General features: G+C 44.4%; 21 protein-coding genes and 1 tRNA gene. 13 read left to right on the top strand and 9 right to left on the bottom strand.

Features of this window, described 5'->3' with window-relative positions; genetic code table 11:
• Nucleotides 1-29: 29 nt before the first annotated feature.
• The 5 genes from HXT23_RS04685 to HXT23_RS04665 all read left to right on the top strand — a co-directional run bounded on the left by HXT23_RS04685 (nucleotide 30) and on the right by HXT23_RS04665 (nucleotide 4,124).
• Nucleotides 30-1,025 (top strand): DNA-directed RNA polymerase subunit alpha, encoded by a 996-nt coding sequence (locus HXT23_RS04685; protein ID WP_004131706.1) that lies wholly within the window; start codon nucleotides 30-32, stop codon nucleotides 1,023-1,025.
• A 78-nt stretch (nucleotides 1,026-1,103) separates the two neighbouring features.
• A complete protein-coding gene (rplQ, locus tag HXT23_RS04680) occupies nucleotides 1,104-1,538 on the top strand; it encodes a 50S ribosomal protein L17 (RefSeq protein ID WP_004131707.1) in 435 nt (144 codons plus the stop codon).
• A 150-nt stretch (nucleotides 1,539-1,688) separates the two neighbouring features.
• Nucleotides 1,689-2,975: an Mbeg1-like protein gene (locus tag HXT23_RS04675; RefSeq protein ID WP_020757192.1), complete on the top strand. Its 1,287-nt coding sequence runs from the start codon at nucleotides 1,689-1,691 to the stop codon at nucleotides 2,973-2,975.
• 50 nt (nucleotides 2,976-3,025) lie between these two features.
• Complete coding sequence (gene truA, locus HXT23_RS04670) at nucleotides 3,026-3,937, top strand: tRNA pseudouridine(38-40) synthase TruA (RefSeq protein WP_020757193.1); 912 nt, start codon at nucleotides 3,026-3,028, stop codon at nucleotides 3,935-3,937.
• 101 nt (nucleotides 3,938-4,038) lie between these two features.
• Nucleotides 4,039-4,124, top strand: a tRNA-Ser gene (locus HXT23_RS04665).
• Between the two features lie 213 nt (nucleotides 4,125-4,337).
• Here the strand turns inward: HXT23_RS04665 and HXT23_RS04660 are convergent.
• Nucleotides 4,338-5,279 (bottom strand): hypothetical protein, encoded by a 942-nt coding sequence (locus tag HXT23_RS04660; RefSeq protein WP_020757194.1) that lies wholly within the window; start codon nucleotides 5,277-5,279, stop codon nucleotides 4,338-4,340.
• Nucleotides 5,280-5,535: 256 nt separating this feature from the next.
• Here HXT23_RS04660 and nusA point away from each other — a divergent pair, with 256 nt between their 5' ends.
• The 5 genes from nusA (at nucleotide 5,536) to ribF (ending at nucleotide 12,851) form a co-directional block, all read left to right on the top strand.
• Complete coding sequence (gene nusA / locus HXT23_RS04655; RefSeq protein WP_004131711.1) at nucleotides 5,536-6,582, top strand: transcription termination factor NusA; 1,047 nt, start codon at nucleotides 5,536-5,538, stop codon at nucleotides 6,580-6,582.
• Between the two features lie 255 nt (nucleotides 6,583-6,837).
• Nucleotides 6,838-9,735: a translation initiation factor IF-2 gene (gene infB, locus HXT23_RS04650; RefSeq protein WP_422112764.1), complete on the top strand. Its 2,898-nt coding sequence runs from the start codon at nucleotides 6,838-6,840 to the stop codon at nucleotides 9,733-9,735.
• Between the two features lies 1 nt (nucleotide 9,736).
• On the top strand, nucleotides 9,737-10,252 hold the full coding sequence (rbfA, locus tag HXT23_RS04645; RefSeq protein ID WP_016805645.1) for a 30S ribosome-binding factor RbfA: 516 nt from the start codon (nucleotides 9,737-9,739) through the stop codon (nucleotides 10,250-10,252).
• The gene (gene truB / locus HXT23_RS04640; RefSeq protein WP_422112763.1) at nucleotides 10,245-11,474 is read left to right on the top strand and encodes a tRNA pseudouridine(55) synthase TruB; all 1,230 of its coding nucleotides are present in this window, start codon (nucleotides 10,245-10,247) and stop codon (nucleotides 11,472-11,474) included. Before rbfA ends, truB begins: the two co-directional genes overlap by 8 nt.
• Before the next feature lie 105 nt (nucleotides 11,475-11,579).
• Nucleotides 11,580-12,851: a bifunctional riboflavin kinase/FMN adenylyltransferase gene (gene ribF, locus HXT23_RS04635; RefSeq protein ID WP_422113084.1), complete on the top strand. Its 1,272-nt coding sequence runs from the start codon at nucleotides 11,580-11,582 to the stop codon at nucleotides 12,849-12,851.
• Here ribF and HXT23_RS04630 read toward each other — a convergent pair.
• The 3 genes from HXT23_RS04630 to HXT23_RS04620 all read right to left on the bottom strand — a co-directional run bounded on the left by HXT23_RS04630 (nucleotide 12,837) and on the right by HXT23_RS04620 (nucleotide 15,657).
• Nucleotides 12,837-13,661: an amino acid ABC transporter ATP-binding protein gene (locus HXT23_RS04630; protein WP_016796786.1), complete on the bottom strand. Its 825-nt coding sequence runs from the start codon at nucleotides 13,659-13,661 to the stop codon at nucleotides 12,837-12,839. The genes ribF and HXT23_RS04630 overlap by 15 nt on opposite strands.
• Nucleotides 13,661-14,611: an amino acid ABC transporter permease gene (locus HXT23_RS04625; protein WP_004131717.1), complete on the bottom strand. Its 951-nt coding sequence runs from the start codon at nucleotides 14,609-14,611 to the stop codon at nucleotides 13,661-13,663. Before HXT23_RS04625 ends, HXT23_RS04630 begins: the two co-directional genes overlap by 1 nt.
• Nucleotides 14,612-14,787: 176 nt before the next feature.
• Nucleotides 14,788-15,657: an ABC transporter substrate-binding protein gene (locus HXT23_RS04620; protein WP_020759301.1), complete on the bottom strand. Its 870-nt coding sequence runs from the start codon at nucleotides 15,655-15,657 to the stop codon at nucleotides 14,788-14,790.
• Between the two features lie 385 nt (nucleotides 15,658-16,042).
• Between HXT23_RS04620 and HXT23_RS04615 the strand changes: the two genes are divergently transcribed.
• Nucleotides 16,043-16,894, top strand: a complete 852-nt coding sequence (locus HXT23_RS04615; protein ID WP_422112762.1) for a nucleosidase — start codon at nucleotides 16,043-16,045, stop codon at nucleotides 16,892-16,894.
• Between the two features lies 1 nt (nucleotide 16,895).
• Here the strand turns inward: HXT23_RS04615 and HXT23_RS04610 are convergent, their stop codons facing one another.
• From HXT23_RS04610 to radA, 4 genes are all read right to left on the bottom strand, one after another.
• Nucleotides 16,896-17,432 carry a cupin domain-containing protein gene (locus HXT23_RS04610; protein ID WP_018642959.1) on the bottom strand — a complete coding sequence of 179 codons (537 nt, stop codon included), beginning with the start codon at nucleotides 17,430-17,432 and terminating at the stop codon, nucleotides 16,896-16,898.
• 51 nt (nucleotides 17,433-17,483) lie between these two features.
• Nucleotides 17,484-18,905 carry an amidohydrolase family protein gene (locus tag HXT23_RS04605; protein WP_016635470.1) on the bottom strand — a complete coding sequence of 474 codons (1,422 nt, stop codon included), beginning with the start codon at nucleotides 18,903-18,905 and terminating at the stop codon, nucleotides 17,484-17,486.
• A gap of 91 nt (nucleotides 18,906-18,996) precedes the next feature.
• Nucleotides 18,997-20,490 carry an adenosylhomocysteinase gene (locus HXT23_RS04600; protein ID WP_422112761.1) on the bottom strand — a complete coding sequence of 498 codons (1,494 nt, stop codon included), beginning with the start codon at nucleotides 20,488-20,490 and terminating at the stop codon, nucleotides 18,997-18,999.
• 33 nt (nucleotides 20,491-20,523) lie between these two features.
• Nucleotides 20,524-21,957 (bottom strand): DNA repair protein RadA, encoded by a 1,434-nt coding sequence (gene radA, locus HXT23_RS04595; RefSeq protein ID WP_410293986.1) that lies wholly within the window; start codon nucleotides 21,955-21,957, stop codon nucleotides 20,524-20,526.
• Nucleotides 21,958-22,048: 91 nt separating this feature from the next.
• On the opposite strand from radA, the gene HXT23_RS04590 reads away from it, so the two are divergent.
• Both HXT23_RS04590 and HXT23_RS04585 read left to right on the top strand, forming a co-directional pair.
• The gene (locus HXT23_RS04590) at nucleotides 22,049-22,681 is read left to right on the top strand and encodes a hypothetical protein (RefSeq protein WP_032815309.1); all 633 of its coding nucleotides are present in this window, start codon (nucleotides 22,049-22,051) and stop codon (nucleotides 22,679-22,681) included.
• Between the two features lie 147 nt (nucleotides 22,682-22,828).
• On the top strand, nucleotides 22,829-22,918 hold the full coding sequence (locus HXT23_RS04585; protein WP_004268639.1) for a 30S ribosomal protein bS22: 90 nt from the start codon (nucleotides 22,829-22,831) through the stop codon (nucleotides 22,916-22,918).
• 193 nt (nucleotides 22,919-23,111) lie between these two features.
• Here the strand turns inward: HXT23_RS04585 and rpiA are convergent, their stop codons facing one another.
• Nucleotides 23,112-23,810, bottom strand: coding sequence for a ribose-5-phosphate isomerase RpiA (rpiA, locus tag HXT23_RS04580; RefSeq protein ID WP_016635466.1), 699 nt, complete (start codon nucleotides 23,808-23,810; stop codon nucleotides 23,112-23,114).
• Nucleotides 23,811-23,941 lie beyond the last annotated feature (131 nt).

Here is a 23,941-nt window from a genome sequence, read left to right as displayed (position 1 = left end):
CACCGACCAGAAGCTGAAAGGATACAAAAGTGCTTATCGCACAGCGTCCAACACTTACCGAGGAATCACTGAATCCCCAGCGTTCTCGCTTTACTATTGAGCCGTTGGAACCAGGTTTCGGATACACGCTCGGCAATTCGCTGCGTCGTACCTTGTTGAGCTCCATTCCAGGTGCGGCCGTTACTTCGGTACGCATCTCTGGTGCTTTACACGAGTTCACGACTCTGCCAGGTGTTGAAGAGGATGTCACTGAAATCCTGCTGAACATCAAGGGCATCGTACTTACAAGTGAGTATGACGAGCCAGTAGTGATGTATCTACGCAAGAGCGGCAAGGGTGAGGCAACAGCTGGAGATATTACTCCTCCTGCTGGCGTCACTATTGCCAACCCACAGATGCATATCGCTACACTTGCTGAAGATGGCGAGCTCGAAATTGAGTTCACTGTGGAGCGTGGTCGTGGCTACGTGCCTGCTCAAATGAATAAGCAGGAAAACAGCGAAATCGGTCGCATTCCAGTGGATTCGATCTACTCGCCAGTTTTGAAGGTGAGCTATAAGGTCGAAGCTACCCGCGTGGAACAGCGCACGGACTTCGATAAGCTCATCCTGGATGTGGAAACTAAGCCAGCTATTACACCACGCGACGCAGTTGCGTCCGCAGGTTCGACTTTGGTTGAGCTTTTCGGTCTTTGCCGTGAGCTTAACGTCGATGCTGAAGGTGTTGAAGTTGGTCCAGCTCCAGTCATGGCGGAAGCTGATTCCCAAATGGCCACTCCAATTGAGGATTTGAACCTAACGCAGCGCAGCTACAACTGCTTGAAGCGTGAAGGAATCCACACAGTTGGTGAGCTGGTAGTTCACACTGAGCAGGATTTGCTCGATATTCGTAATTTCGGCATGAAATCCATCGATGAGGTTAAAGAAAAGTTGCAATCCATGGGATTGTCTCTTAAGCCTTCACCGCTTGGCTTTGACGCCAATAATCTCGAAGGTGGCACATTCTTCTCGCCAGAAGACGAGTAAACAACCACCGTAAATCGTCGCGGTTTTTGGATGTTCGGGTTTTTGCCCACCTGAATTCCGCGGCAATAAGGAGTAATAATGCCTACACCGAAACAAGGGCCTCGTCTGGCTTCTAGCCCAGCGCATGAGCGCCTGATGCTGGCCAATATGGCTACAAGCCTCTTCCAGCACGGTCGTATTGTGACTACTTTGCCAAAGGCAAAGCGTCTTCGTCCACTTGCTGAGCGTTTGGTAACATTCGCTAAGCGTGGCGATTTGCATTCGCGCCGCCGCGTGTTGCGCGTAATTCGCAATAAGTCCGTTGTTCACATGCTTTTCACTCAGATTGCTGAGCAGATGAAGCAGCGTGAAGGTGGCTATACTCGCATCGTTAAGATGGCCCCTCGTCGTGGTGATACTGCTCCACAGGCTATTATCGAGCTTGTTGTTGAGCCAGTAAGCCCAAAGAAGGCTGTTGTTAAGGAAGCTGAGTCCGCTACTAAGGTTGCTGCTAAAGAAGAAGCAGCCGAGTAGTTGAGATTAGCATCTTGATGCATCGGTAAGTAAATCTTTTGCGATTAATCGCAAGTATAAAGGTTTATTAAACGGGTTGGAGATATCTCCAGCCCGTTTTTATATATCTGACATATCTTTTCTATATCTGGTATCAATTATTATTGAACTATGCCAAATATTCTCGATTTACTGAATAACGATTTTACTAATTTTAAAGAGCGAAAATTCAACGCCGTAGATTCGCTTATTTTATGCGAGTTGGCGTATATTTGCATGCCTGAATCGATTCCAAAGTATAATGACGATTCTAACGCACTAGCAACCGTTCCTTTAAGCGAATTGCTTCGCGGCGAGGATTTTTATTCAATGTTTAGCTCTGGTTCTACTAAGGTAGATGAGTTTCGCAAGAATCTACTTTTGGCTGTTGAGTCTAGCCCGCGTTATAGGGGTATGCGTGTTGGTGAGGTTCTTGAACGTTTTGATGAGTCGAATATTGATGACTCTTGCGAACAGCAATTTGCGGCTGTTACTTTTGATTTAACAGATTGCATTGGGTCTAGCTGCTTTGTTGTTGCTTTTAGGGGAACAGACAATACGCTTGTTGGCTGGAAGGAAGACTTTAACATGGCATTTCGCTGCCCAGTGCCAGCGCAGGAGTCGTCGGCGGAGTATTTGCTCTCTATATCTAGGCGCGCGTGTAAATATTCTTGCAAAAGTGGCGGTATTCGTGGGATTTTTAGCAGTGTTGGTGATTATTTTGCGAATTTGTTTAATAAGAAGAGTGATTTTAAGAATAGTGATTTAGATAAGAGCAATCTAGAAAATAGCAATGATTGCGATTTAAGTGATAATCCTAAAATATTTGTTGTGGGCCATTCAAAAGGCGGGAATATGGCTGCATACGCGGCAATGCGATTAGACGCGCAAGATCGAAGCCTTGGAAATCATATTAGTAAAATCTATTCAATGGACGGCCCTAGTTTTGGCTCGGATGTTGTTGATCCAAAGGTTTTTTCTCGCGTTGTTTCCAGAATCGAAAAAGTTGTTCCGCAATCTGCTTTTATTGGATTGATTATGGATACGGGAGTGCCGTATAAGGTTACAGCTGCCGATTCAATTGGATTAATGCAACATTTTGGCATGTATTGGCAAGTTAAAGATGGTGATTTTGACTACTGCGATTGTGTAACTCCGCGCGCTCTGGCCGTTTCTAAGGCTGCAAACGAGTGGATGATGAATTTGCCATTTGAAGAGCGAAAACGCAGAATTGATAGTGTTTACAGCATGTTTAGTAGTTTAGGGTACTCGACTTTCGACGAGATGTCTTCGCATTGGTCGGAGGTTGTTCCTACATTATTGAAGATTGCAATGCATATGGATTCAAAGACATATGAGTTGATTCGTAGCGTTATGAGTGCTTTTGCGCTCGCTGGCGGTTCAGATAAGAAAAACTAGTGGAAGTCTGTTTGTAAGTCTGTCTGTAAATCTGTTTGGAAAGGTTTTGAATGCGTCTTCGTTTGGATTTAGCGTATGATGGCGGCGATTTTTATGGTTGGGCAAAGCAGCCTACTTTGCGCACCGTTCAAGGTGTTTTAGAAGACGCATTGCACAAGGTTTTGCGCGTGAATAAAAGCGATGCTAGCGAACCTTTGCGCCTTAGCGTTGCTGGCCGCACAGATACGGGCGTTCACGCATCTTACCAAGTTTGCCATTTAGACGTTTCGGAATCCATTTTGCAAAATTGCGTCGGTCACACAAATCTTACGCCAGTAAAAGCCTTGGAATATAGGCTTTGTGGCGTTTTGCCTAAAGACATTTCGATTCACAGCGTAAGCATTGCGCCAAGCGGTTTTGACGCGCGTTTTTCTGCGTTGGATCGCACATACGTGTATAGGATTAGTGATGCTGCAAATCGCGCGAATTTGGATCCGCGCATGCGTGGCTTTGTGTTGCAACTTGACTACGACTTAAACGTTGATGCCATGAATCAGGCGGCGTCTTTGATTGTTGGTTTACATGATTTTGGCTCTTTTGCGCGGCCAAATCCTGGTGGAACTACGATTCGCTGCGTTAAAAAGGCTGTTTGGAATCGCGTTTGCGTGGGGAGCTGTTTATCTAAATCAACTGGAAAAATTCCTTGCATTGAGAACGGTTTGCTTGAGTTTACTATTGTTGCAGATGCGTTTGCGCATAACATGGTTCGTTCGCTTGTTGGAGCGTGCGTGCAAGTTGGGTGTGCAAAGCGTTCTGTTGATTGGTTCAAAAATAAGATTGAAAATCCGATTCGAGAAGGCTCTACTGGGCCGATTGCAGCAAATGGTTTGACTTTGGAATATGTTGAATACCCTAAAGATGAGGAGCTTGGTGCGCGAGCAAACGCGATTCGTGCTAAGCGCACTATCGAGGAGCTTGGGTGAGTTCAACGCGCCATGCGCTTGTATATTCTAGGGTTGTTTTACAATTGAAAAGTTGCGTTTCTTTTTGCATTTGCGTTTTGCGTATTTGCGATTAGCGCAAAGGATGAATGTCCGAGCGGTCTAAGGAGCACGCCTCGAAAGCGTGTGAGGGCTACACCCTCCGCGAGTTCAAATCTCGCTTCATCCGCAAGCAGGGTTTCTAGCAAATCGCTAGAAACCCTTTTTACTTACGCGAGTGATATTTCCTATTTCCTATTTGGTGTTGCTAGAGGGCTGGGTGTTTCTACGTTCGCGCGGTCTAAGCGCGCGAACGTCTTCGCCACGCAGAAGCAGTGCTTCTGCCTTGAGTGGCTCAGCGCTTTGAAGGAGCTTGAAACGCGCTATGCAATTTCAAGCTCAGTCAAAGCGCATAAATCGCGGAAGAATCGCTAGGGTATCCATACGCGTACGCGCTCATAATATGCGAAATAGTAATGTTTGCAAGAATCTCAATAAACTCTTGATTTGTTCTGCTAGAAAGTGCGCTATGATTTACGCTGCCGTCTTTGTTTGTAGGGAAAATGGCTTGATTTAGCGCGTCTAGTTCTCCGCGCGCGCAATCCATATACGCTATTGCAACTATTGGCAAGTCTTTTGCGCTCGCTTCGTCTTTTGCAACGCCAGAATCCAGATTCTTTTGCGGTATTTCGTATACTTTTTGTCGCAAGTCGCTTCCGCTTGAAGCAAAGTGCATAAGCGTGTTAGCAATCGTAGCTGTAATATCGCTTTGTCTTAACGAAACATTATCAACATCTTTTGCAGCTAAAGTTTGTAACATAAAAGCTAGTTTGTCTTGTTCTAATGCCGCTTTTGCAAGTGGGTCGTGATTCCAATACAAGTTACTAGTGCTATTTGCAAAGTCATACAATTTTTTGTAAACGCTTGATTCCATTTGATTTGCGATTTTAGAGGCGTTTGCCGCTCCGCTTTCGTTACCTTGACTTAAGTTGGCCAATTTCCAAGTGTTTTGCGCGCTAAAAACAACGCCTTGAGCAAATCGTGCGTTGCATTGTATTGCAACGTTTTTCCAAGAATCCGCAGCATTTTGCAAGTTGTTTCTAGTTACGTTTGCTTCTTGTTTATCTACGATTTTTTGATTGTGCTTTGCGCTTTGTAGAACCTGGTAGCACTCATTATTGCTTTTAGATGAACGAACCGCAGTGTTATTAACGTTATTAAATTGCCTTGATCCCGAGCAAGCGCTAAAAGCCATTAATACAGCAATAAGTGATGCAAATACTAGAACAAACTTTTTTTTGCGCATTAGAACACCTTTTGCTACGCGTTTGATAATATTTTGCACGCCTTGCAAGGCTTTAGGACAAAACAAAACGTGTCTGCATAATCTACTAAAATAGTCCGTGACTGTGACCAATGTTGGCTTGCCTTGTGTCTAACATTTTATGCTTAACATTTTTAATCATAGTCATAAGATTTTGCGCTTTACGTACTTGTTAAAATTAGATTTTAGCGTTTTGTTATGCGTAAAACGTATAAAAGAAGAATAAGTTAATTTTATAAGTGAAAATTTATAAATGAATCACAGGAGGACGTGCACGATGGAATTGGATTTGGCGGGAATGCATCAGCTTGCGGCTCAGCAGGGGATTAATGCCGATGAGCTGGACGAGGCACTCGCCGAGGCTTTGCGTCTTGCATACATGAAGACTTCCCACCCAGCAAGGCATGCTCGAGTTGAGCTAGATGAGCGTGCTGGCTGCTTTACTGTATGGGCACGAGATGAGATTCCGGGTGTTCCTACAGAAGATAATCCTCACCCAGCATTTACTTTGGGCGAGGAGTATGACGATACACCTAGAGATTTTGGGCGTCTTGCTGCAGCAACAGCTCGCCAAGTTATTACTCAACTTTTCCGCAAAGTGGAAGATGACCGCGTATTTGGAGCTTTTTCTGGTCAAAAAGGAAAGCTTATTAACGGCATTGTGCAGCAGGATTCTAAAGATCCTTCTAATATTCACGTTGCTGTTGGAGACGTTGAAGCCATTTTGCCTAGAAGAGAGCAAGTTCCTGGCGAAAGGTATCGTCACGGCGAGCGTATTCGCGTTTATGTTGTAAACGTTGCTCGCGGATTGCGCGGACCAGAAATAGTTGTTTCTAGGTCTCACCCAGATCTTGTTCGCAGACTTTTTGAGCGAGAAGTTCCAGAACTTGTTTCGGGAGCTGTTTCGATTATGGCAATTGCTCGCGAAGCTGGCGCTCGCACTAAGATTGCTGTTCGCGCTAACACAGATGGCGTTAATCCAAAGGGTGCTTTGATTGGTCCTGGTGGTTCGCGCGTTCGTGCTGTATTGGAAAATCTTGGTCAAGAAAAAATCGATATTGTTGATTGGTCGCAAGATCCAGCACAGTTTGTTTCCGCTGCGTTGTCTCCAGCAGTAGTAACTGAAGTTCATGTTGTTAGTGAGAAAAGTCAGACTGCTGTTGCTTTTATTCACGATTCTCAGCTTTCGCTTGCCATTGGCAAGGAGGGACAGAACGCGCGACTTGCAGCAAAGTTGACTGGTTGGAAGATTGGAATTGAGTCTGCGGAAGAGCATGCTAAAAAGCAAGAAGCAATGAACGCTGATTCTAATTCGGCGGAATAAGATTTTGCTAGCATTTAGCAAACTTGCGACACTCCCGAGAATCCAACGTTTCGAGTAAGCTGAAAGCTGCAATCTGGGCTTATTAACAGCTTTTTGCCTAGGGAACGAGGTACAAAATCATGGTTGAAATCATGGTTACACGATGAGATATCGCATTATGAGATATCTAAATAAAAAGCATAAGAGTAAGAATCTTATAACAATATAAAGTGGCTGCGTTCGTTTTACGCTGCCACAGACTGAGGAGAACACTGAGTGGTAAAAAAGCGCGTATACGAACTGGCCAAAGAATTTGGCGTAGATAGTAAAACCGTATTGGAACGTTTGAAGAGCATGGGCGAATTCGTAAAGTCCGCATCTTCAACCGTTGAAGCTCCTGTAGTGCGTCGTCTAAAGACGGAATTTGTGCCTGCGGATTCTGCTGCAAAGAGCGAATCGAAGCCTTCTGCGTCTAAGAATGTTGATCATGCATCTAATAAATCTGCGGATTCTGCGCCTAGTAACAAGCCAGAATCGCATGGTCAAAATGCAGAAAAGAAGGCTAATCAAAAGCCAGAACAAAAGTCTTTTGCAAAGCAGAATTCTGCGCAAAAAGTGCATGAAAATCACGAATCTAAGACTTCTAACGCGCATGCTGCTAGCAGTGCAACTCCTAAGCCTTCGGCTGGAAACGCAAAGCCTAATAATGCTTCTAGGTCTGGCGATTCAAAGCGCAACGCAGAAAAGCGCAGTGGTGCAGAATCTAAATCTGCTAAGCAAGAGCGTTCTGCGCAAATGCCTCCACGCCCTAGACCACACCAAGGCTCTGGCTCGGGAGCCGCTCCTCGTCCAGGAAACAATCCGTTTAGTCGAAAGCAGGGTATGCGCGCGCCTACACCTGGAGACATTCCACGCCCACACCCAATGTCGCGTCCAGGCGCAGCTGCAGAGAACGCTCGTGGCTCAAAGCCAGGATCTGGCAATGGCAACGGCGGCAACGGTGGTGGTCGCGGACGCGGTGGTCGCGGCGGAAACCGTCAAGGCGGCGGCAATGGCAATGGTGGAAACGGAGCAAATCGTTCCCAATGGCAAGGTTCGCATCGTTCAGGCGGCGGCAATGGTGGGGCAGGATCGCGCCCATCGGCAGAGTCGCGCTTTAACGCAAATCAAGCTGCAAGCTTCCAAGCAGCGGCTGCAGGTGCTCCAAACGCAGGCCCATCTAGGGGCGGTCGCGGACGCGCAGGAGCCGCAGGTGCGTTTGGTCGCCAAGGTGGAAAGTCCTCTAAGGCTCGCAAGAATCGTCTTGCAAAGCGCAGGGAATACGAAGAGCTTAAAGCACCAGTTATTGGTGGCGTGCGTATTCCTTCGGGTAATGGCGCTACGATTCGCCTTCGTCAGGGAGCAACGCTTTCTGATTTGGCAGAAAAGATTGATGTAAATCCAGCAGCTTTGGTAACTGTTTTGTTCCATCTTGGAGAAATGGCTACAGCTACTCAGTCTTTGGATGAAACAACATTCCAAATTCTTGGCGAAGAAATCGGCTGGAATATTAGCCTTGTTTCTGCAGAAGAGGAAGATAAAGAGCTTCTTCAGCAGTTCGATATTGACTTAGACGAAGAAGAGCTTCAAGAAGACGATAATCTTGTAACTCGCCCTCCAGTTGTTACTGTTATGGGCCACGTTGATCACGGTAAAACTCGCTTGCTCGATACAATTCGTAAGTCGAATGTTGTAGCTCGAGAAGCTGGCGGTATTACGCAGCGAATCGGCGCTTACCAGGTTACAGTTACTTTAGACGGCGACAAGCGCAAGATTACGTTCTTGGATACTCCAGGCCACGAAGCGTTTACAGCTATGCGTGCTCGTGGTGCGGAGCTTACAGACGTTGCAATTCTTGTTGTTGCAGCAGACGACGGCGTTATGCCTCAAACTGTTGAAGCAATCAACCACGCACAGGCTGCTCACGTGCCTATTGTTGTTGCAGTAAACAAGATTGATGTTGCTGGAGCAAACCCAGATAAGGTGCGCGGTCAGCTTACAGAGTACGGTCTTGTGCCAGAAGAATACGGCGGCGACACAATGTTTGTGAATATCTCTGCAAAGCAGGGAACCAACGTAGATAAGCTTCTTGAGGCTGTTCTTTTGACTACAGATGCGGAGCTTGATCCTAAAGCAAATCCAAACATGGATGCTCGCGGTGCAACTGTTGAAGCTCGTTTGGATAAGGGTCGCGGTGCTGTTGCAACTGTTCTTGTTCAGCAAGGTACGCTTAAAGTCGGAGATTCCATTGTTGCAGGCACGTCTTATGGTCGCGTTCGCGCAATGCTCGACGAAAATGGCAATCACTTGCAAGAGGCAGGTCCTTCTACGCCAGTTCAGGTGCTTGGCTTGACTTCTGTTCCAACTGCAGGCGACTTGTTCTTGGTTACTTCCGACGATCGTTCTGCTCGTCAAATTGCCGAAAAGCGCCAGGCTACAGAACGCGCGGCTCAGCTTGCAAAGCGTCGTAAGGTTGTGTCTCTTGAAAGCCTTAAGGAACAGTTTGCTAAGTCCGAAGTGGATATGCTCAACATTGTTATTAAGGGTGATTCTTCTGGTTCAGTTGAAGCTTTGGAAGACTCCTTAATGAAGATTGAGGTTTCCGACGAAGTTGGAATTCAGGTTATTCACCGCGGCGTTGGTGCAATTACTCAAAACGATGTGAACCTTGCAACAGTTGATAAGGCCGTTATTATTGGCTTTAACGTGCGTCCAAATCGCCAGGTTGCAGACTTGGCAGATCGCGAAGGCGTGGAAGTTAAGTACTACTCGGTTATTTACAAGGCAATCGAAGATATTGAAGCTGCTTTGAAGGGTATGCTTAAGCCAGAGTTTGAAGAGGTTGTTACATCTCATTCCGAGATTCGCGAAATCTTCCGCTCGTCCAAGTTTGGCAATATTGCTGGCGTTATGGTTCAAGATGGCGAAGTTAAGCGCGGAACCAAGTGCCGTATCTTGCGAAACGGCGTTGCTACTGTTAACGATCTTGAAATCTCCACTTTGCGTAGGTTTAAGGATGATGTGCAATCCGTTAGCGAAGGCTACGAGGCAGGCATTAACCTTGGCAGCTTTAACGACATTGAGCTTGGCGACGTAATCGAAACCTTTGAAATGAAGCAGATTGAGCGCAAGTAATATGGCTGGAACAAACCCTAGAGCCGCGCGAATTGCGGCTTTGATTCACAGAGTGATTGCGTCCAATATGGAATCGCATTTGCATGATAAGCGACTTGCTAACGTAACGATTACAGAAGTGAGAGTTACTAACGATTTGCAAATAGCTAAAGTGTATTGGACTCAGCTTGGTACTGCTGGAAAAGAGCAGGGCGAGCGTATGCGCGCAAACCAGGCTTTGCAGCAGGCTAAGGGGCGTTTGCGCACTTTAGTTGGAGCTAAAGCAGGCTTGCGATTAACGCCTCAAATCCAATTTGTTTACGATGAAGTTCCTAGCGAAGCTCACGAGATTGAAGACATTTTGGTTGCTGCGCGTAAGCGTGACGAGGAGCTGGCTAAAGCTCGAGAAACAGCTCAATACGCTGGAGAAGCCGATCCGTACAAAAAGCCGCGTGAAGATGAGGAATTTGACGGCGACTTTGATAATGACCTTGATGGCGACGACTTTGAAGACGACTTTATAGAGGGAAATGAGTAATTTTCAAATGCAATCTTCTAGCAAGATGCCATCTTCTGGCATTTTGCTAGTAGATAAGCCAAAAGGCGTTACCAGTCACGATGTTGTATCTTTTGCGCGCGGCCTGTTGCACACTAAACGAGTGGGGCATGCTGGCACTTTAGACCCAATGGCAACAGGTTTGCTGATTCTTGGCTTTGGTAACGCCACGCGCTTGCTTAACTATTTGCTCGGTCACAATAAAACGTACGAAGCTGTGATTCGTCTTGGCGAGTCAACTAATACGGACGACGCAGATGGTGATGTTGTTTCAAGCGCGGATGATGAAAATGGCATTATAAACTTTGCAAATATTGATGAAATTCTTAAAGAATTGCGCGTTGTAATAGCAAAGAATTTTACTGGCTCGATTATGCAAACGCCAACATCTTTTTCTGCTATAAAAGTAAACGGCGTTCGCGCTTACGACTTAGCGCGTGAAGGTAAAGATGTTCATTTAGAGCCTAGAGAAGTTTTTATTTATGATTTTTCTTTGCTGGATGCGCATTTTAGTGTGGGCGTAAGCGGTGCAAAGGTTATTGATGTGCGCGCAAGCGTTTCTTGCTCTAGTGGTACGTATATTCGCGCTCTAGCTCGCGATTTGGGTCGTGTTCTTGGAGTTGGAGGCCACTTAGTGAGCCTTAGAAGAACGCGTATTGGCGATTTTTCTATAGAAGATAGTCGCGTACTTAAGCTTAAAAGTGTTATTCGCACATTTACAAACAAAAATGGAGTGACTCAAACTCGCGCGAAGGCTGTTTTAGACGATTCATACTATTCACAAGGTTCATGCGAATCGCAAGCTGCTGGCGATTCGCCATCTGCTTTGCCAGCCTCGTCGCCTCTAGAAAACACTCTTAATCAACGCTTGCTAAGCATGTTTGAATCTGCAAAATTAACGATGCAAACAGTAGAAGTAAGTGAAAATCAAGCTAAAGACTTGCGATTTGGCAGAAAAATCACGATTTCTGCTATTAGTGCAAAAGACGCTACAAAGAACGCTATTGCATACGTAAAAGCCGCAAAAGATGAGCAAAACGACGTTGTTGCTGTTTTGCAGACCGCACAAAAGCGTCAAGCAACCGCAGATTTAAGCAGAACGGTTTCTATATCTCAAGCCAAAATTACAACAACAAACGAAAAAATCGAAAAAAATACAAATCAAATAGAAGCTAAACCAATTGTAGTATTTGTACAAAGCTAGTTTGCTGGTAAAATAGATGTTAGTGTGAAAATGGGGTTGCGGCAAAGTGGCGTCTAAAATAAAGCGATACCAATATTTGCGGCTCTTGCGAACAGTAAGGATATGATGAAGGTCATAGACATTCGACCAGATGCCAACGGTATGATTAGTTGGCCAACGTTGAGCGCTCAACGTAAGTCAGTTGTTACAATAGGTGTATTCGACGGAATGCATCTTGGGCATCGTAAAGTTATTGAGCGAACAGTGGAGATTGCGCGCAAAAACAACGCGTTCTCGGTTGTTATAATGTTTGACCCTCGTCCAAGCGTTGTGCACGAAAATCCAGATTTATTCGACGATTTTGGCGATGACGCGCAAATTCCAGTAGATTCGCAAGCGCTAACAAGCGTTCGCCAGCGGCTTAGAGTTTTACAGCAGTTAGACGTTGATCACGTTATTATAGTTCGATATAGCCTTGCTTTTGCGGCAAAATCGTACAGATTCTTCCTTGGGCAGCTGGTTGGTAAGCTAGGTATGCGCGCGCTTGTTTTGGGGTCGGATGCAGCTTTGGGCGCTAAAAGAGCTGGAAACGTTCATGCTATTAAAGAGCTTGCGCAAGCTACAGGCGTTTTTAATCTTGTTGTTGTAGATGATTTTGGGCCAGGAGACGTTCGCGTTCCAGACCCGATTGTTCCAGAGGTTCCTTTAGAAGGCGGAGAGCCAAAAGATCCTGCAAGTGGCATGAATAAGGCGGAATATCGTGCTTGGAGCAAGGGCATGCCGAATAAAAAGGTTCGTGCTTGGAGCTCTACAAATGTGCGATGGATGCTTGCAAATGGCAGGGTTCGAGATGCTGGAGATATTCTTGGCCAACCTCATAGAGTAGAAGGCACTGTTATTCACGGAGCTGGTCGCGGTCATCAAATTGGCTTCCCAACTGTAAATCTTGGTGAGCGAATTGACGGATATATTCCTGTTGATGGCGTGTATGCTGGCTGGATTATTGATTTAGATGCAGACGAGCAAAATGGCGCTTCTTCTAGCAGAAACATTCCTAGCGTAGGTGTTTTGCGTAAAGATGAGCTTCATCTTGGATTGCATTCTCCTTGGCGTTGGGCTGCTGCAATTTCAGTTGGCACTAATCCTACTTTTGAAGATGACGCAGCAAACTCATCAAATCGCGCGGATGCTTACGACGATACTCTAGAAGAGCAATCGTCTAATCGAACTGTTGAAGCATATGCGTTAACAGATAAGATTCAAGACTTGTACGGGCATAGGGTTTGCATTGAGTTTGCACGCTTCTTGCGCCCTCAACAAGCATTTGACTCGCAAGAGCAGCTTAAGGACGCTATTAGCAAAGACGTTGAGCAAACGCGCGCGCTAGTGGCGGAATGATTTAAAGAAGTTTTGCGTTTCTGGGTCACTGCAAGCGTCCATAACTTCGTACGGCGTGCCGTTTTCTGCAACAACGCCGTTTCTAAGCAAAACCACTCTATCGGCAGCTTCGTGCGCAAAATGCATCTCGTGAGTGGCCATTAAAATGGTTGTTCCTTGCTGCTTTAGCTCCGCAACCATGTCTAGAACTTCGCCAACAAGCATTGGGTCTAGCGCGGAAGTAATCTCGTCTAAAAGCAGGAGTTGTGGGCTTGTCATAAGCGCGCGAGCAATCGCCACTCGTTGCTGCTGGCCGCCCGAAAGCTGATCTGGGTAGGACTTTGCTTTATTTTCTAGCTTAATCCTAGATAGAAGCTCCATTGCGCGGCTTTCTGCGCGATCTTTGCTCCAATGATGAACTTTTCGCGCAGCAAGAGTCACGTTATCTAAAACACTCATATGCGTAAAAAGATTGAATTGCTGGAACACAACTCCGATTTGAGATCTAATTTGATCTTGGTTTATGCGTGGATCTGTAATATCTGTGTTTCCAAGCCAAACTTGGCCGTCGTCTACTCTCTCAAGCAAATTAATGCACTTCATAAGAGTAGATTTGCCGCTTCCAGAAGGCCCTAAAAGAGCCACCACTTCGTGAGGCGCAATATCAAAAGAAATACCCTTAAGAACAGGTGTTGAGTTATACGATTTTCTAATATTACTTAAGCGCAAAACTGGAGTTGAATCCGTTTGGTTGCTTGAATCCGTTTGGTTGCTTGTGTTCGTGTAATCACTCATTTGTTGATTTACCTTTTGATTTGTTACGTTATTCATCACACAGTTCCTCCGTTTAGCTCGCGCTTGCGAAGTCTTGCTGTATACCAATCGTTTAGAACAATAAACGGAATGCTCAGCGCTATAAATACAACGCTTGCTACAACGTACGGAGTGAAGTTATAAGAAGTTGCAACAGATATTTGAGCTGCTCGAACTGCGTCTACAGCGCCCAAAACAGATATAAGCCCTGCGTCTTTTTGCATTGATATAAAGTCGTTCATTAAAGCAGGAGCCACTTTTCTTAAGCCAAGAGGAATTACCACTAATCGCACAGTTTGACCAGATGTTAAGCCAAGAGACCTTGCAGATGCTCGCATTGACGGATGCACGTCTTCAAATCCTGCGCGCAATACCTCTCCAACGTATGCGGAGTAGCTCATAACAATGGCGATTGTGCCGAGTATTGCTGGTGGAATGCGTCCAAAAAGCTGCAAGCCTGGTATGCCAAAGCCGATTAAGTAAAGCACAACAAGCATTGGTATGCCGCGCATAATGGTTGTGTAGAATTGCGCTATAGCTCGCAACGGAAAAAGCATTGGGCTTACGCTTGTGCGAATAACTGCGATTAAAGTTCCAAGTATTGCAACTCCGATTACAGCAAATACAAGCACTTGCAAGTTAAGCATTAATCCTTGCAAAACAGATGGCAAAGATAGCATAAAGTATTTGCCAGAAAAGAACGTTTCGCGCACTCTTGGCCAACCAGGGCTCATTGCAAGCGCCGCAATGCACACGCCAAGCAATACTAAAGTGCTTATTATGCTTGTTAAAACAGATTTAAGATTCTGTTTTTTGCGTATTGCTCTGCGCTCAAGCTCGATATTGCTTAAAGCGCACGTTCCTTCATCTAATGCCGTATTAGCGCTAGATAGTGACGACGCATTAGTGAGTAACTTATTTGATTCGTTGCTTGCAGAATCTGTTGTACTGCCGTTAAGTACTGTCATTGGCGGTAGCCTGAGCCTTTCGACATAATGAATGATACGCACTATTGTAAGCACTTTTATGTGACGATTGGGTTACAAATTGCTTACAATAATGCGTATTGGTAATGACGTTGGTACGATTTTTATTTATTTTGATCTATTTTTAATCTATTTTGTTTGATTTAATTTAGATCAATTTACTTAAGAACTGGCACATCAGTTGTGTACTCTGCAAGCCACTTTTCTTGAAGCTTCTTCAAAGTGCCATCTTTTTCTAGAGCATTCACAGCCTTAGTAACGTCTGCAGTAAGCTTAGATCCTTTTGGAAGAACAAGGCCAGTTCCTTCCTTATCTTCCGATCCTGCAATCTGTCCAAGAACAACGCCATCTTTAACCTGCTTGCTGCGTACAATATTTACAGAAGATGGAGTATCTATAACAAGTGCGTCAATTTGCTTAGAGTCAAGAGCCTGAACCAAAGCGTCGTTATCGTTAAAGGTTTGAATATCGCTCTTAATCTTGTCTTTAGCAAAGCTGTAGCTTGTTGTTCCAACCATTGCGCCAATCTGCGCGGTTTTAAGATCTGCTAAAGTCTTTGCGTTAGCAAACTTGCTGTCTTTTTTAACAACAACGCCTTGAGTTGCGTTGTAGTAGCTTGGCGAAAAGTCTACTGCCTTCTTGCGTTCTTCGGTAATAGAGAACTGTTGAAGGTTAAAGTCAAAGTCCTTTGGGCCTGGAGTTACTGCGGAGTCGAAGGTTGTGCGAACCCACTTAACCTTGTCTTTGCCGTAGCCAAGTTTCTTTGCAACAGCGTATGCTACTGCGGATTCGTATCCTTTGCCGTTTTCTGGCTTGTTATCGTACATCCAAGGTGTGTAAGTTGGCTGAGCTGTGCCGATTGTCAAAACGCCTGGAGTGATCGTCTTTTGGTTTGGATCTTGTGCGTTTTGGCTTCCGCATGCCGCTGTGCTAACCATTGCAGCCACTGCTAATGCTGCTGCAGCGATTTTTGTAGCTGCGATTGCTACGCGGTTAGTGTGCAAGTTGTTATGTACGAAAATAGCCATTTTTTCTCCTTGTTTTTGCTAAAACCTTAAAATTTTTCGCTTATTCGTTTTTTAAGCGATTTAAGTAGGTTTTGCGGCCGTACATTTGATAGTTTATAAGACGATAGGCGTATTTAATGCTTAATTGTTACAGAATTGTTATCGCGATTGTTTATAACGTGCTATATTTTGTTGATTTAATGGCGTAAATTTGCTCTACTTATGTTCAATTTTGTAAATGTTAAGTAACGGTTACAATCGGTGTGTTGCGGCGTGTTGTGTGTTGCGGCGTGTCTTTACGATTTTAGAATCATAAACATTTGATTGTATTTAACTGTATCTGACTATATTTGATTTTGTTAGATTTTATTAGATTAGACTTATCGAACTTATTTTAGGGGAGACTATGCAAAAGGAATTTTCAATCGGTAATTCTGGCGATTTTAGCAATCTTTCAAAACTTGCGATTATAGTGGCACTTCAAAAAGAGGCCCAACCTATTTTGCAAGCGTTTAGTGGCGAATATAAGTCTTGGCAAGATTACGGTGTTACTTTTATTCAAGGTAAAATCGCCTCTAACAACAACGAAAATAGCGCGATTCTTACAATATGCATTGCTGGAATGGGAAAGTGCGCCGCTGCAGCTGCAGCTCAGGCTCTTATAATCGAAGCTAAGCCACAAGTGTTGATTTTTAGCGGAATTGCAGGCGCATTAAATCCGCGTCTTAATGTTGGAGACATTGTTATAGGCAAGAATCTTCACTATTTAGAAACAAATACGCAAATTATTGCCGAGTGCTCTCCGTATAAGGACGTTTTTGAATCGGATTCAAAATTATGCGATTTAGCGGCAAATCAAGCGAAGTTATTAGGCTTTAGGCTTGAAAAGTCTTTGCAAGAATCATCTTCGGCTGCTTGCGATTCTTCCGCGGGATTTAAGCAAAGCGCGTCTAATAAGAGCGAAAATGGCGTTGCATACGTTTGCGGAAACATAGCAACAAGCGACCAATTTAACACAGACCCAAAGATTCTAGACGCAGTTCGCGAAGAGGTTTTTGGCGATTGCGAAGAGATGGAAGGCGCTGCAGTGGCGCATATTGCAGCTAAAAATGGCGTGCCATTCCTTGCGATTCGCGCAATGAGTAATCGTTGCGGAGAATCCTATGAATCGCTTGATGCGCATAAAGACGATTTAGTTCTTGCTGCAAATCGCGCTGCAAGTTTGACTTTGAGCGTTTTGAACGCGCTTGTTAAATAGCTTACTCGTTTTTAGGCGCTAAATTAAATCCGCTAAAAGTAAAACCAGGGCTTACAACGCAAGACACTAGAACGTCTGCGTTGCTAGGAACGGTTCGCTGCCATGTTCCAGCAGGAATCACAAGGTGACCGCGCGTAGATAAGCCGTTGTGTTCTTTAGTGTTTCCAAGCGTAAAACGTTGCAAATCCGCCTCCGCGCAAGGATTTACGCCACAACCGCCAAGCTCAATCGTAAGATTTGCTGGCCCATGCCAAAGCCAAATCTCGTCTGCGTCAACTTTATGCCACGCGCTTGAATCGCCAGCTGGTAAAAGAAAGTAAATAAGCGATGCTAGTGGCCTTGGAGCGTTTGAACTAGAGTTTTCGTCAACTTTAGTATCACTTAAGTTTGCGCTCGCGTTTTCGTTGTTATTTGCGCTATACAGTTGAGATGCTTGCCAATCGCGAGCGTACCATCCGCCTTCTGGGTGGGCTTCTAAGTGCAATTCTTTAACAAGATTTTTTGCGTAATCGCTCATATCTTCTAATTTAATGCTCATAATATCTCCTGATATTTTCTGATTTATTTTGCGAGACTTATTAGTCAAGACTTATTGCGCAAAAGCGCCATTATTGTACACAAGATTTCCAGATATTACTGTTGCTTTTGCACTACCTGCGCCGTGACGAACAAAATTATGCAAAGTCTCTTCAACTCCTTGTGGCGAGCTTGTGTCTGTTGGAATGTTAAAGAATGCAAGGTCGGCCGTGGCTCCAGCATTAATTTGGCCAATTCTGTGCGGTCCTACGTGCAAGCCCATAACGCTTGCGCCGCCTAAAGTAAGCATGCGAATAATTCGATGCGTTAAATCATCTTTTCTATAGCCCTGTGCCGTTGCTAAGTCGTAGACTTTTGCAGCGTCGTCTAAAACGTCTAAAGATGGGGAAGAAGATAGTGAATCTGTACCAATCGCAAGTAAGTTTCCTTCTTCCATGTAATCGCGAATCGGCGCGTCTCGCTCTGTAACAGTAATGCGATTGGATCTTGGGCAAAGTGCCACTCCAACTCCGCGCTGGCGTAAAATCCTGCGGTCTTCGCCATCCGCCCAAACGCCGTGCGCAATATGAACGTCTGGCCCCAAAGACCCAAGCTGATCCAAAAATTGAATTGCAGAAGCTGTCATTCCGTGCGATTTAAGTTCGCTATAGCTTTCCCAAACATTGCTATTCCAATCTGGTGCAGAATAAGTAGTTAGCGTATCTGCGTGATTTCCAGCTTCCATTGGTGTTTCCGCTAAGTGTATGTGCAAGCGCATGTTTAGCTGGCGCGCAATGTCTGGCAAATCCACAAACGGCTCTGTTTCTAGACTATAAGGCGCATGCGGGCTAATACCTATACTCGGTATGCTGCCGTTTTTCATCATATGCTCAAGCATTTCTAGCAGCTTAGCGTAGCCTTCTTCCTTCCAGTCAACGTTTTTCCAGCCCATTACCTCCCAATAGGCAATTCCGTGCATTCCCTGGCTTGCAAGCGCTCCAACCGCTTCAATATCGGTTACAATGTCGGCAGCTGCTGTTGTGCCTGCCTCCACCATCATTCTTGCGCCTTCGTATGCAGAAGTCTTCCAAGTTGTTAGCGATGGATTTTTTTGTTTATCTTCTTGCAACTTGTCGTAAACAACGTTAAATCCTTGCTCCCAATCGTGGAAATTTCTATATTCTCCCTGCCCTACGCTTGCCATGTTTGTGTATTGCAAGTGCGTATGCGCATTGATAAGACCTGGCGTCATAAGACCTTGCCAATGCTTCTCGTTTCTAAACATTTGCATATAAGAATCACTTGGCATATCGTCTTTTAGAATATTAAGCACCCATTGACGCGTTCCAACGTGCACAACGTGCCCGTTAGACACTGCGACTGCACCTTCGGGGATTATTGGTCCCGTTACTGGAATAACCATTGATGCACTGTATAGTGTGACTTCTCTAAGTGGTGTTGGATGTGCAAGTTTGCGTATTGGGTCTGTAAGCATTGTGTTCCTTAAGGAATTACGTTGTACTACTTTTTGCTTTATTTATTCTATTATTGCTTAGATTTATTATGTTTTGGTTAATTGATTTATGCTAAATGTTTTCTTCTTCTGCGAATCGTGTTAAATCCCACTTGTAGCCATTGTTTTTGTTGGCTTCGCTTGCGCTATATCTGCGTTTTGCTAGTGCGATTCTTGCTATTTGCTTATCGGAGCTTTCTGGAAGTTGGTAGATTCCAGAATTAAGGCGATTTTCGCCATTTTTATTGCCATTGTGCTCTAGCAAATACGCAACTGCGCTCACTTGAACAGCAAAACTAAAGTCCATAATCTCAATAGGATTTCCGCCGCCTGTTGTGTAGTTAGTGCCGTCTCCTTCGCTTATTAGCGTAATTTGAGGTCCGCACGGAACTTGGATTTTTCTTTGCGCGGTTCCAACAATTGGCTTAAAATCAGGGATTTCGTCTAGTGCAATCTCGTTTGCAATTCCACCAATAACAGCCAAAATCGCGTTTTCTTGCATATTTTGCATGTGTTGCAATGTAATAGTGTGACGAACTCCAGTCGCAGAAACAATCATATTGCTTGTATTAGCAGCGCATTCAAGATTTTTAGCTTCAAATCCGTCGAAAACTGCGCGTAAAGCTTGAACAGGATTTGTGTCGCAAATCGTAACTTTTGCGCCCAATGCGCGTATTCTTAAGGCAAATCCGCGTCCAACTGGTCCGTATCCAACAACAGTTACTTTGGCATTGTTAAAGCATTCACTTCCAAGAATTTGTTGCATTGTTGTAACGCATGTTTCTCCAGTTCCATGACGATTGTCAAAATCGGTTTTTAGAGCGCTATTATTTACTGCGATTACAGGGTAGTGCAAGTGTCCAGCTTTTTGCATTGCTTCAAAAGCGCGCACTCCGCTTGTTGTTTCTTCTGCAACGCCTATTAGATTTGCTGCGATTTGCGGGCGTTCCAGGCTTGCTAGGCGCGCAAAACTAGCGCCATCGTCGATTATTATGTCTGGCTGTATCTCGTCTAGAAGTTTTAGAGCGCCTTCGTGCGTTTGCTCAGGCGACCAATCGCGGTTTGCTTGTACTAAAATGCCCTCTTTTTTAAGTTGATCTGCTACTCTCTGGTCGGTTTCGTCTGGGCCGCAAAAAACGCCAACAATCGCGCCGTGTGCGTGTAACTCTCTTAGTAGAACGGCTGTTTTTGGCTCTAATACAAGGCAAACAGCTATTCTAACGCCTTCTAAATTAAGACCATTTTCTTGTAAATTGTTAAGTAGTGTGCGCATTACTGGCATGTGGCTTTGCGCGTAGTCAATGGCATCTTTTCCACTTAAATTAGGCGCGTCTATAGTGGTTTCTAGGTTTTTTGCGCATATTTTTACGCAAAAATCAGCGTCTTCCTTAGAATCTACAGGAATTATTCCCCAAGATTGTGCGTTTTGCAAGAATTTTTGCGCATTCTTGTTGATGTTATCGCAGTTATTCTCATCAATTACATCTTCAATAAACACTCGCGAACCAGCAAGCGAGCGATTAGTTTTTTGCGAAGTAAACGAAGCCCATTTGCTAAAGTCAACCATATTAATCTCCTAATTAACCCTTTAATTAATCTTCTACAATCCCAGCGAGCTCAACGCTTCTTTAAGATTATTTACTTCAACTACATCAATTCCTTCAACGTGAATCTTTTTTTGCAAGTGGCAAACAATCGCACGTTTATAGCCAATTCTTGCCGCCTCTTTAAGTCTAGTTTCCATTCTAGAAGCCGAGCGAACTTGGCCAGTTAAGCTAATCTCGCCAATTGCGCACGTAAACGGCAAAACTGGCTTATTTTTTGCAGCGCTTGCAAGAGACGCCACTATTGCTAAATCGCAAGCCGGCTCTTTTGCTTTTGCTCCAGCAATCGTAGAAACGTAAATGTCTTTAGATAGAAGATTTAATCCGCCATGCCTATATAAAACTGCCGTAAGCATAGCGATTCTGTTTGCATCTACTCCCGAAACTGCACGCCTAGGAGCAGGAAGAACAGAGTCTGTAACAAGCGCTTGAACTTCAATAGCAAGGCTTCGATTGCCCTCTAATGTAAGAGTTACGCATGTGCCTTCGTTTTTGCAATCCTCGTTAGAAGACAAGAATAGGCCAGAAGGGTCCAGAACTTCCTCAATGCCGCATCCGCTCATGTCGAAGCAGCCAACTTCGTCTGTAGGTCCAAAACGATTTTTAACAGCACGAAGCATGCGCAATGCCGTTTGACTATCTCCTTCAAATTGGCAAACAGTGTCTACAAGATGTTCAAGCGTGCGCGGTCCTGCAATCGAGCCGTCTTTTGTAACGTGACCAACTAAAAGCACTGGAATATTACAAGTTTTAGCAACGTCAATAAGCGCGCTAGCTACTTCTCTAACTTGAGTGGAGCCTCCTGTAATGCCATCAACATCGCTAGAAACAATGGTTTGTGCTGAGTCAACAATTGCAAGTGTTGGCTTATATTTTTCGATTAGTGCTAAAGCTGTGTTTAAGTCTGTTGTGCTAGCAAGAAGAAGATTTTGACTTATGGCGTTTATGCGTGATGCGCGCAATTTTACTTGCGATTTTGATTCTTCGCCAGAAATGTATAGGACTATGCTTTCTTTGGATTCGCCACCATTTTTGGCCACTTTTCCAGCTGTTTCTAAAAGCAAAGTGGATTTTCCGATTCCTGGCTCGCCTGCTATAAGAGTTACAGACCCTGGAACAAGACCTCCACCTAAAACGCGGTCAAATTCACTAAATCCCGTGTGTATTCTAATTCCATTATCTGCTTGAATATTGCTAATAGGCTGTGCATCTACGCTAGAATCAAGGCTTAATGATGCAATTGCGTTAGCTTTTGCGCTTCTTGAATTTCTAGACGATCTTAAAGTTTTAGAAACGCCACTTTGCAACTTTGGCTCGCTAAACTCGCTTAGCGTACCCCATTCGCCACATTCTGGGCAGCGGCCGTACCATTTTGACCCACTCCAACCACATTCGGAGCATAAGTAATAAGTAGAAGATTTTGCAGCCATGATTTGACGCTAGCTGCATTTGTAGACATTTTACCGTCATACTTTTGTGAGATAATCCAAGTATGTTTAATAGTGTTATGTGGGGTAAAAAATGAATTCTTATACAAATAATTCTTCTACTTCTTCGCAAGGATTTTCTGCGTCTCATAACAATTTACGAAAAGTGCTTATTGTTGCATTAATAGTTGTTGTTTTGGCAATTGCTTCCGCGTTTGTTTGGCCAGGTTGGGCGTTAAATCACCAGCAAAATGCGCAACCTGCTAAAACGCAAGTGCCTTCTGCAAAAACGCCATCTATTAAGGCTAAAGATTTGCCTAGCACATCTACTGCGTTGTTAAAAGCTATGCCAGATACCGTTCTTGATTTTGCGCGTGTTGATGCTTCTGCTAGCGCAAAATGGTCTTCGGCTTCTCCTTTAGAAGAATACACAGTTAAGTATTCAACTGGAGAATCTGGAAGTGACGTTTCTCTTGTTGTTGCTCAATGGAGCAGTCGTGACTTAGCGAATAAACAATATGAGCTTTTGCTAGATGGTTTAAGTGGAGTAGATGTTGCTTCTGGAAAAATTCAAGTTTCTGGAAAAACCACTGGCAGCTATGTGTTAAAGACTGAGTCGGGAAATAAAGCGAAAGCTAGTGCCATTTGGCAAAACGACACAGCTGTGTTTGAGTTAACTGGATCAAAGCAATCTGTTGAAAGATTCTATAAGCAATTCCCAATGTAAAATTTGCAAAATATAAGCTGTTTTGCATGTGTTTTATATATGTTTTGCATGTGTTTTTGTAAAACTTTGCTTTAGGATTTTCCAAAGTCGTCAAAACGGTGTAACATTAGGCAAGTTGCACACTTTACATATGAATGGAGGCTTCAGATGGGTTCTGTCATCAAGAAGCGCCGCAAGCGGATGAGCAAGAAGAAGCACCGCAAACTGCTGCGTAAGACTCGTCATCAGCGTAAGTAATAGCTGTTTGGCGCGCCTGCCCGTTTGGGCACGTAATACTTTTGAAAGCGTTGGATTTTTCCAGCGCTTTTTTTTATTACGATTGAAAATTACCCTGATTGAAGAATGTAAAAAATTTCCCGAAAATGTACGTAAAACAGTGGATTTTACGCACACTCTCGGGAAATGATTGGTTAAATATTAGATATGCCGTTTACTTATTTGGGTTTGTAAGCGTGCGTGGGCCGTTTGGATCTCCAACAATCACAGTATCAACCATGTTAAGGAACAGTCCGTGTTCAACAACGCCAACAGTTTCAATCAAGTCTTTAGCAAGCTCTTGTGGGTGGTCGATGCGCTCCAAGTGCAAGTCAACAACAAAGTTGTTCTCGTCTGTGCGCACTTCTTTGCCGTTTGCATCCAAGCGCAAAACTGGCTTGTATCCGCGCTTCTCGAACTTGCGAATCACTTGAGCAGAACCAAATGGAATCACTTCAACAGGCAGTGGGAACTTGCCGATTGTGTCTACAACCTTGCTTGCGTCAACAATCCACACAATGCGATCGGAGTTGATTGCAACAATCTTTTCCCAAAGAAGAGCTGCGCCGCCGCCCTTAATGCCGTTAAAGTTCTTATCAACTTCGTCTGATCCGTCAATCGTAACGTCAATATGGTCAACATCGTTAATATCTAGAATCTTAATTCCGTAGCTTTCTGCCTGCTCTTGCGTGCGACGAGAAGTCGTAACTCCCGTAAAGCTCAAGCCTTCTTCTTTAACTCTGCGGCCAAGCTCGTCTACTAAGAAGCGCACTGTAGAGCCAGTGCCAAGTCCAACCATCATGCCATTTTGTACGATTTTTGCGGCCTCAATGCCAGCTGCTTTCTTTAGCGCGTCTTGTTGTGCTTTATCCATTTGTGCCTACTTTCTTGCTTTTGGCAGGTTGTTACCACGCTATTTTGCGCGATTATGTGCGATTTTTAGCGATTGCTAATCGCATCTGTTCCATACATATTACATATTAGTCTGCTTTAAGATTTTTGTTC

Source organism: Gardnerella sp. DNF00257 (assembly GCF_049262745.1).
GTDB classification, from domain to species: Bacteria; Actinomycetota; Actinomycetes; order Actinomycetales; family Bifidobacteriaceae; genus Bifidobacterium; species Bifidobacterium piotii.
The sequence above is the reverse complement of the archived record's forward strand: the minus strand, read 5'-3'. Positions and strand labels throughout refer to the sequence as shown.

Coding starts and splice junctions, on each gene's coding strand:
- rplQ (WP_004131707.1), top strand. CDS start 1,104: ATGCCTACACCGAAACAAGGGCCTCGTCTGGCTTCTAGCCCAGCGCAT.
- radA (WP_410293986.1), bottom strand. CDS start 21,957: ATGGCTGCAAAATCTTCTACTTATTACTTATGCTCCGAATGTGGTTGG.
- truA (WP_020757193.1), top strand. CDS start 3,026: ATGCGTCTTCGTTTGGATTTAGCGTATGATGGCGGCGATTTTTATGGT.
- nusA (WP_004131711.1), top strand. CDS start 5,536: ATGGAATTGGATTTGGCGGGAATGCATCAGCTTGCGGCTCAGCAGGGG.
- HXT23_RS04610 (WP_018642959.1), bottom strand. CDS start 17,432: ATGAGCATTAAATTAGAAGATATGAGCGATTACGCAAAAAATCTTGTT.
- HXT23_RS04585 (WP_004268639.1), top strand. CDS start 22,829: ATGGGTTCTGTCATCAAGAAGCGCCGCAAGCGGATGAGCAAGAAGAAG.
- HXT23_RS04600 (WP_422112761.1), bottom strand. CDS start 20,490: ATGGTTGACTTTAGCAAATGGGCTTCGTTTACTTCGCAAAAAACTAAT.
- HXT23_RS04620 (WP_020759301.1), bottom strand. CDS start 15,657: ATGGCTATTTTCGTACATAACAACTTGCACACTAACCGCGTAGCAATC.
- HXT23_RS04625 (WP_004131717.1), bottom strand. CDS start 14,611: ATGACAGTACTTAACGGCAGTACAACAGATTCTGCAAGCAACGAATCA.
- HXT23_RS04675 (WP_020757192.1), top strand. CDS start 1,689: ATGCCAAATATTCTCGATTTACTGAATAACGATTTTACTAATTTTAAA.
- ribF (WP_422113084.1), top strand. CDS start 11,580: ATGAAGGTCATAGACATTCGACCAGATGCCAACGGTATGATTAGTTGG.
- truB (WP_422112763.1), top strand. CDS start 10,245: ATGAGTAATTTTCAAATGCAATCTTCTAGCAAGATGCCATCTTCTGGC.
- HXT23_RS04615 (WP_422112762.1), top strand. CDS start 16,043: ATGCAAAAGGAATTTTCAATCGGTAATTCTGGCGATTTTAGCAATCTT.
- HXT23_RS04605 (WP_016635470.1), bottom strand. CDS start 18,905: ATGCTTACAGACCCAATACGCAAACTTGCACATCCAACACCACTTAGA.
- HXT23_RS04630 (WP_016796786.1), bottom strand. CDS start 13,661: ATGAATAACGTAACAAATCAAAAGGTAAATCAACAAATGAGTGATTAC.
- rpiA (WP_016635466.1), bottom strand. CDS start 23,810: ATGGATAAAGCACAACAAGACGCGCTAAAGAAAGCAGCTGGCATTGAG.
- HXT23_RS04590 (WP_032815309.1), top strand. CDS start 22,049: ATGAATTCTTATACAAATAATTCTTCTACTTCTTCGCAAGGATTTTCT.
- rbfA (WP_016805645.1), top strand. CDS start 9,737: ATGGCTGGAACAAACCCTAGAGCCGCGCGAATTGCGGCTTTGATTCAC.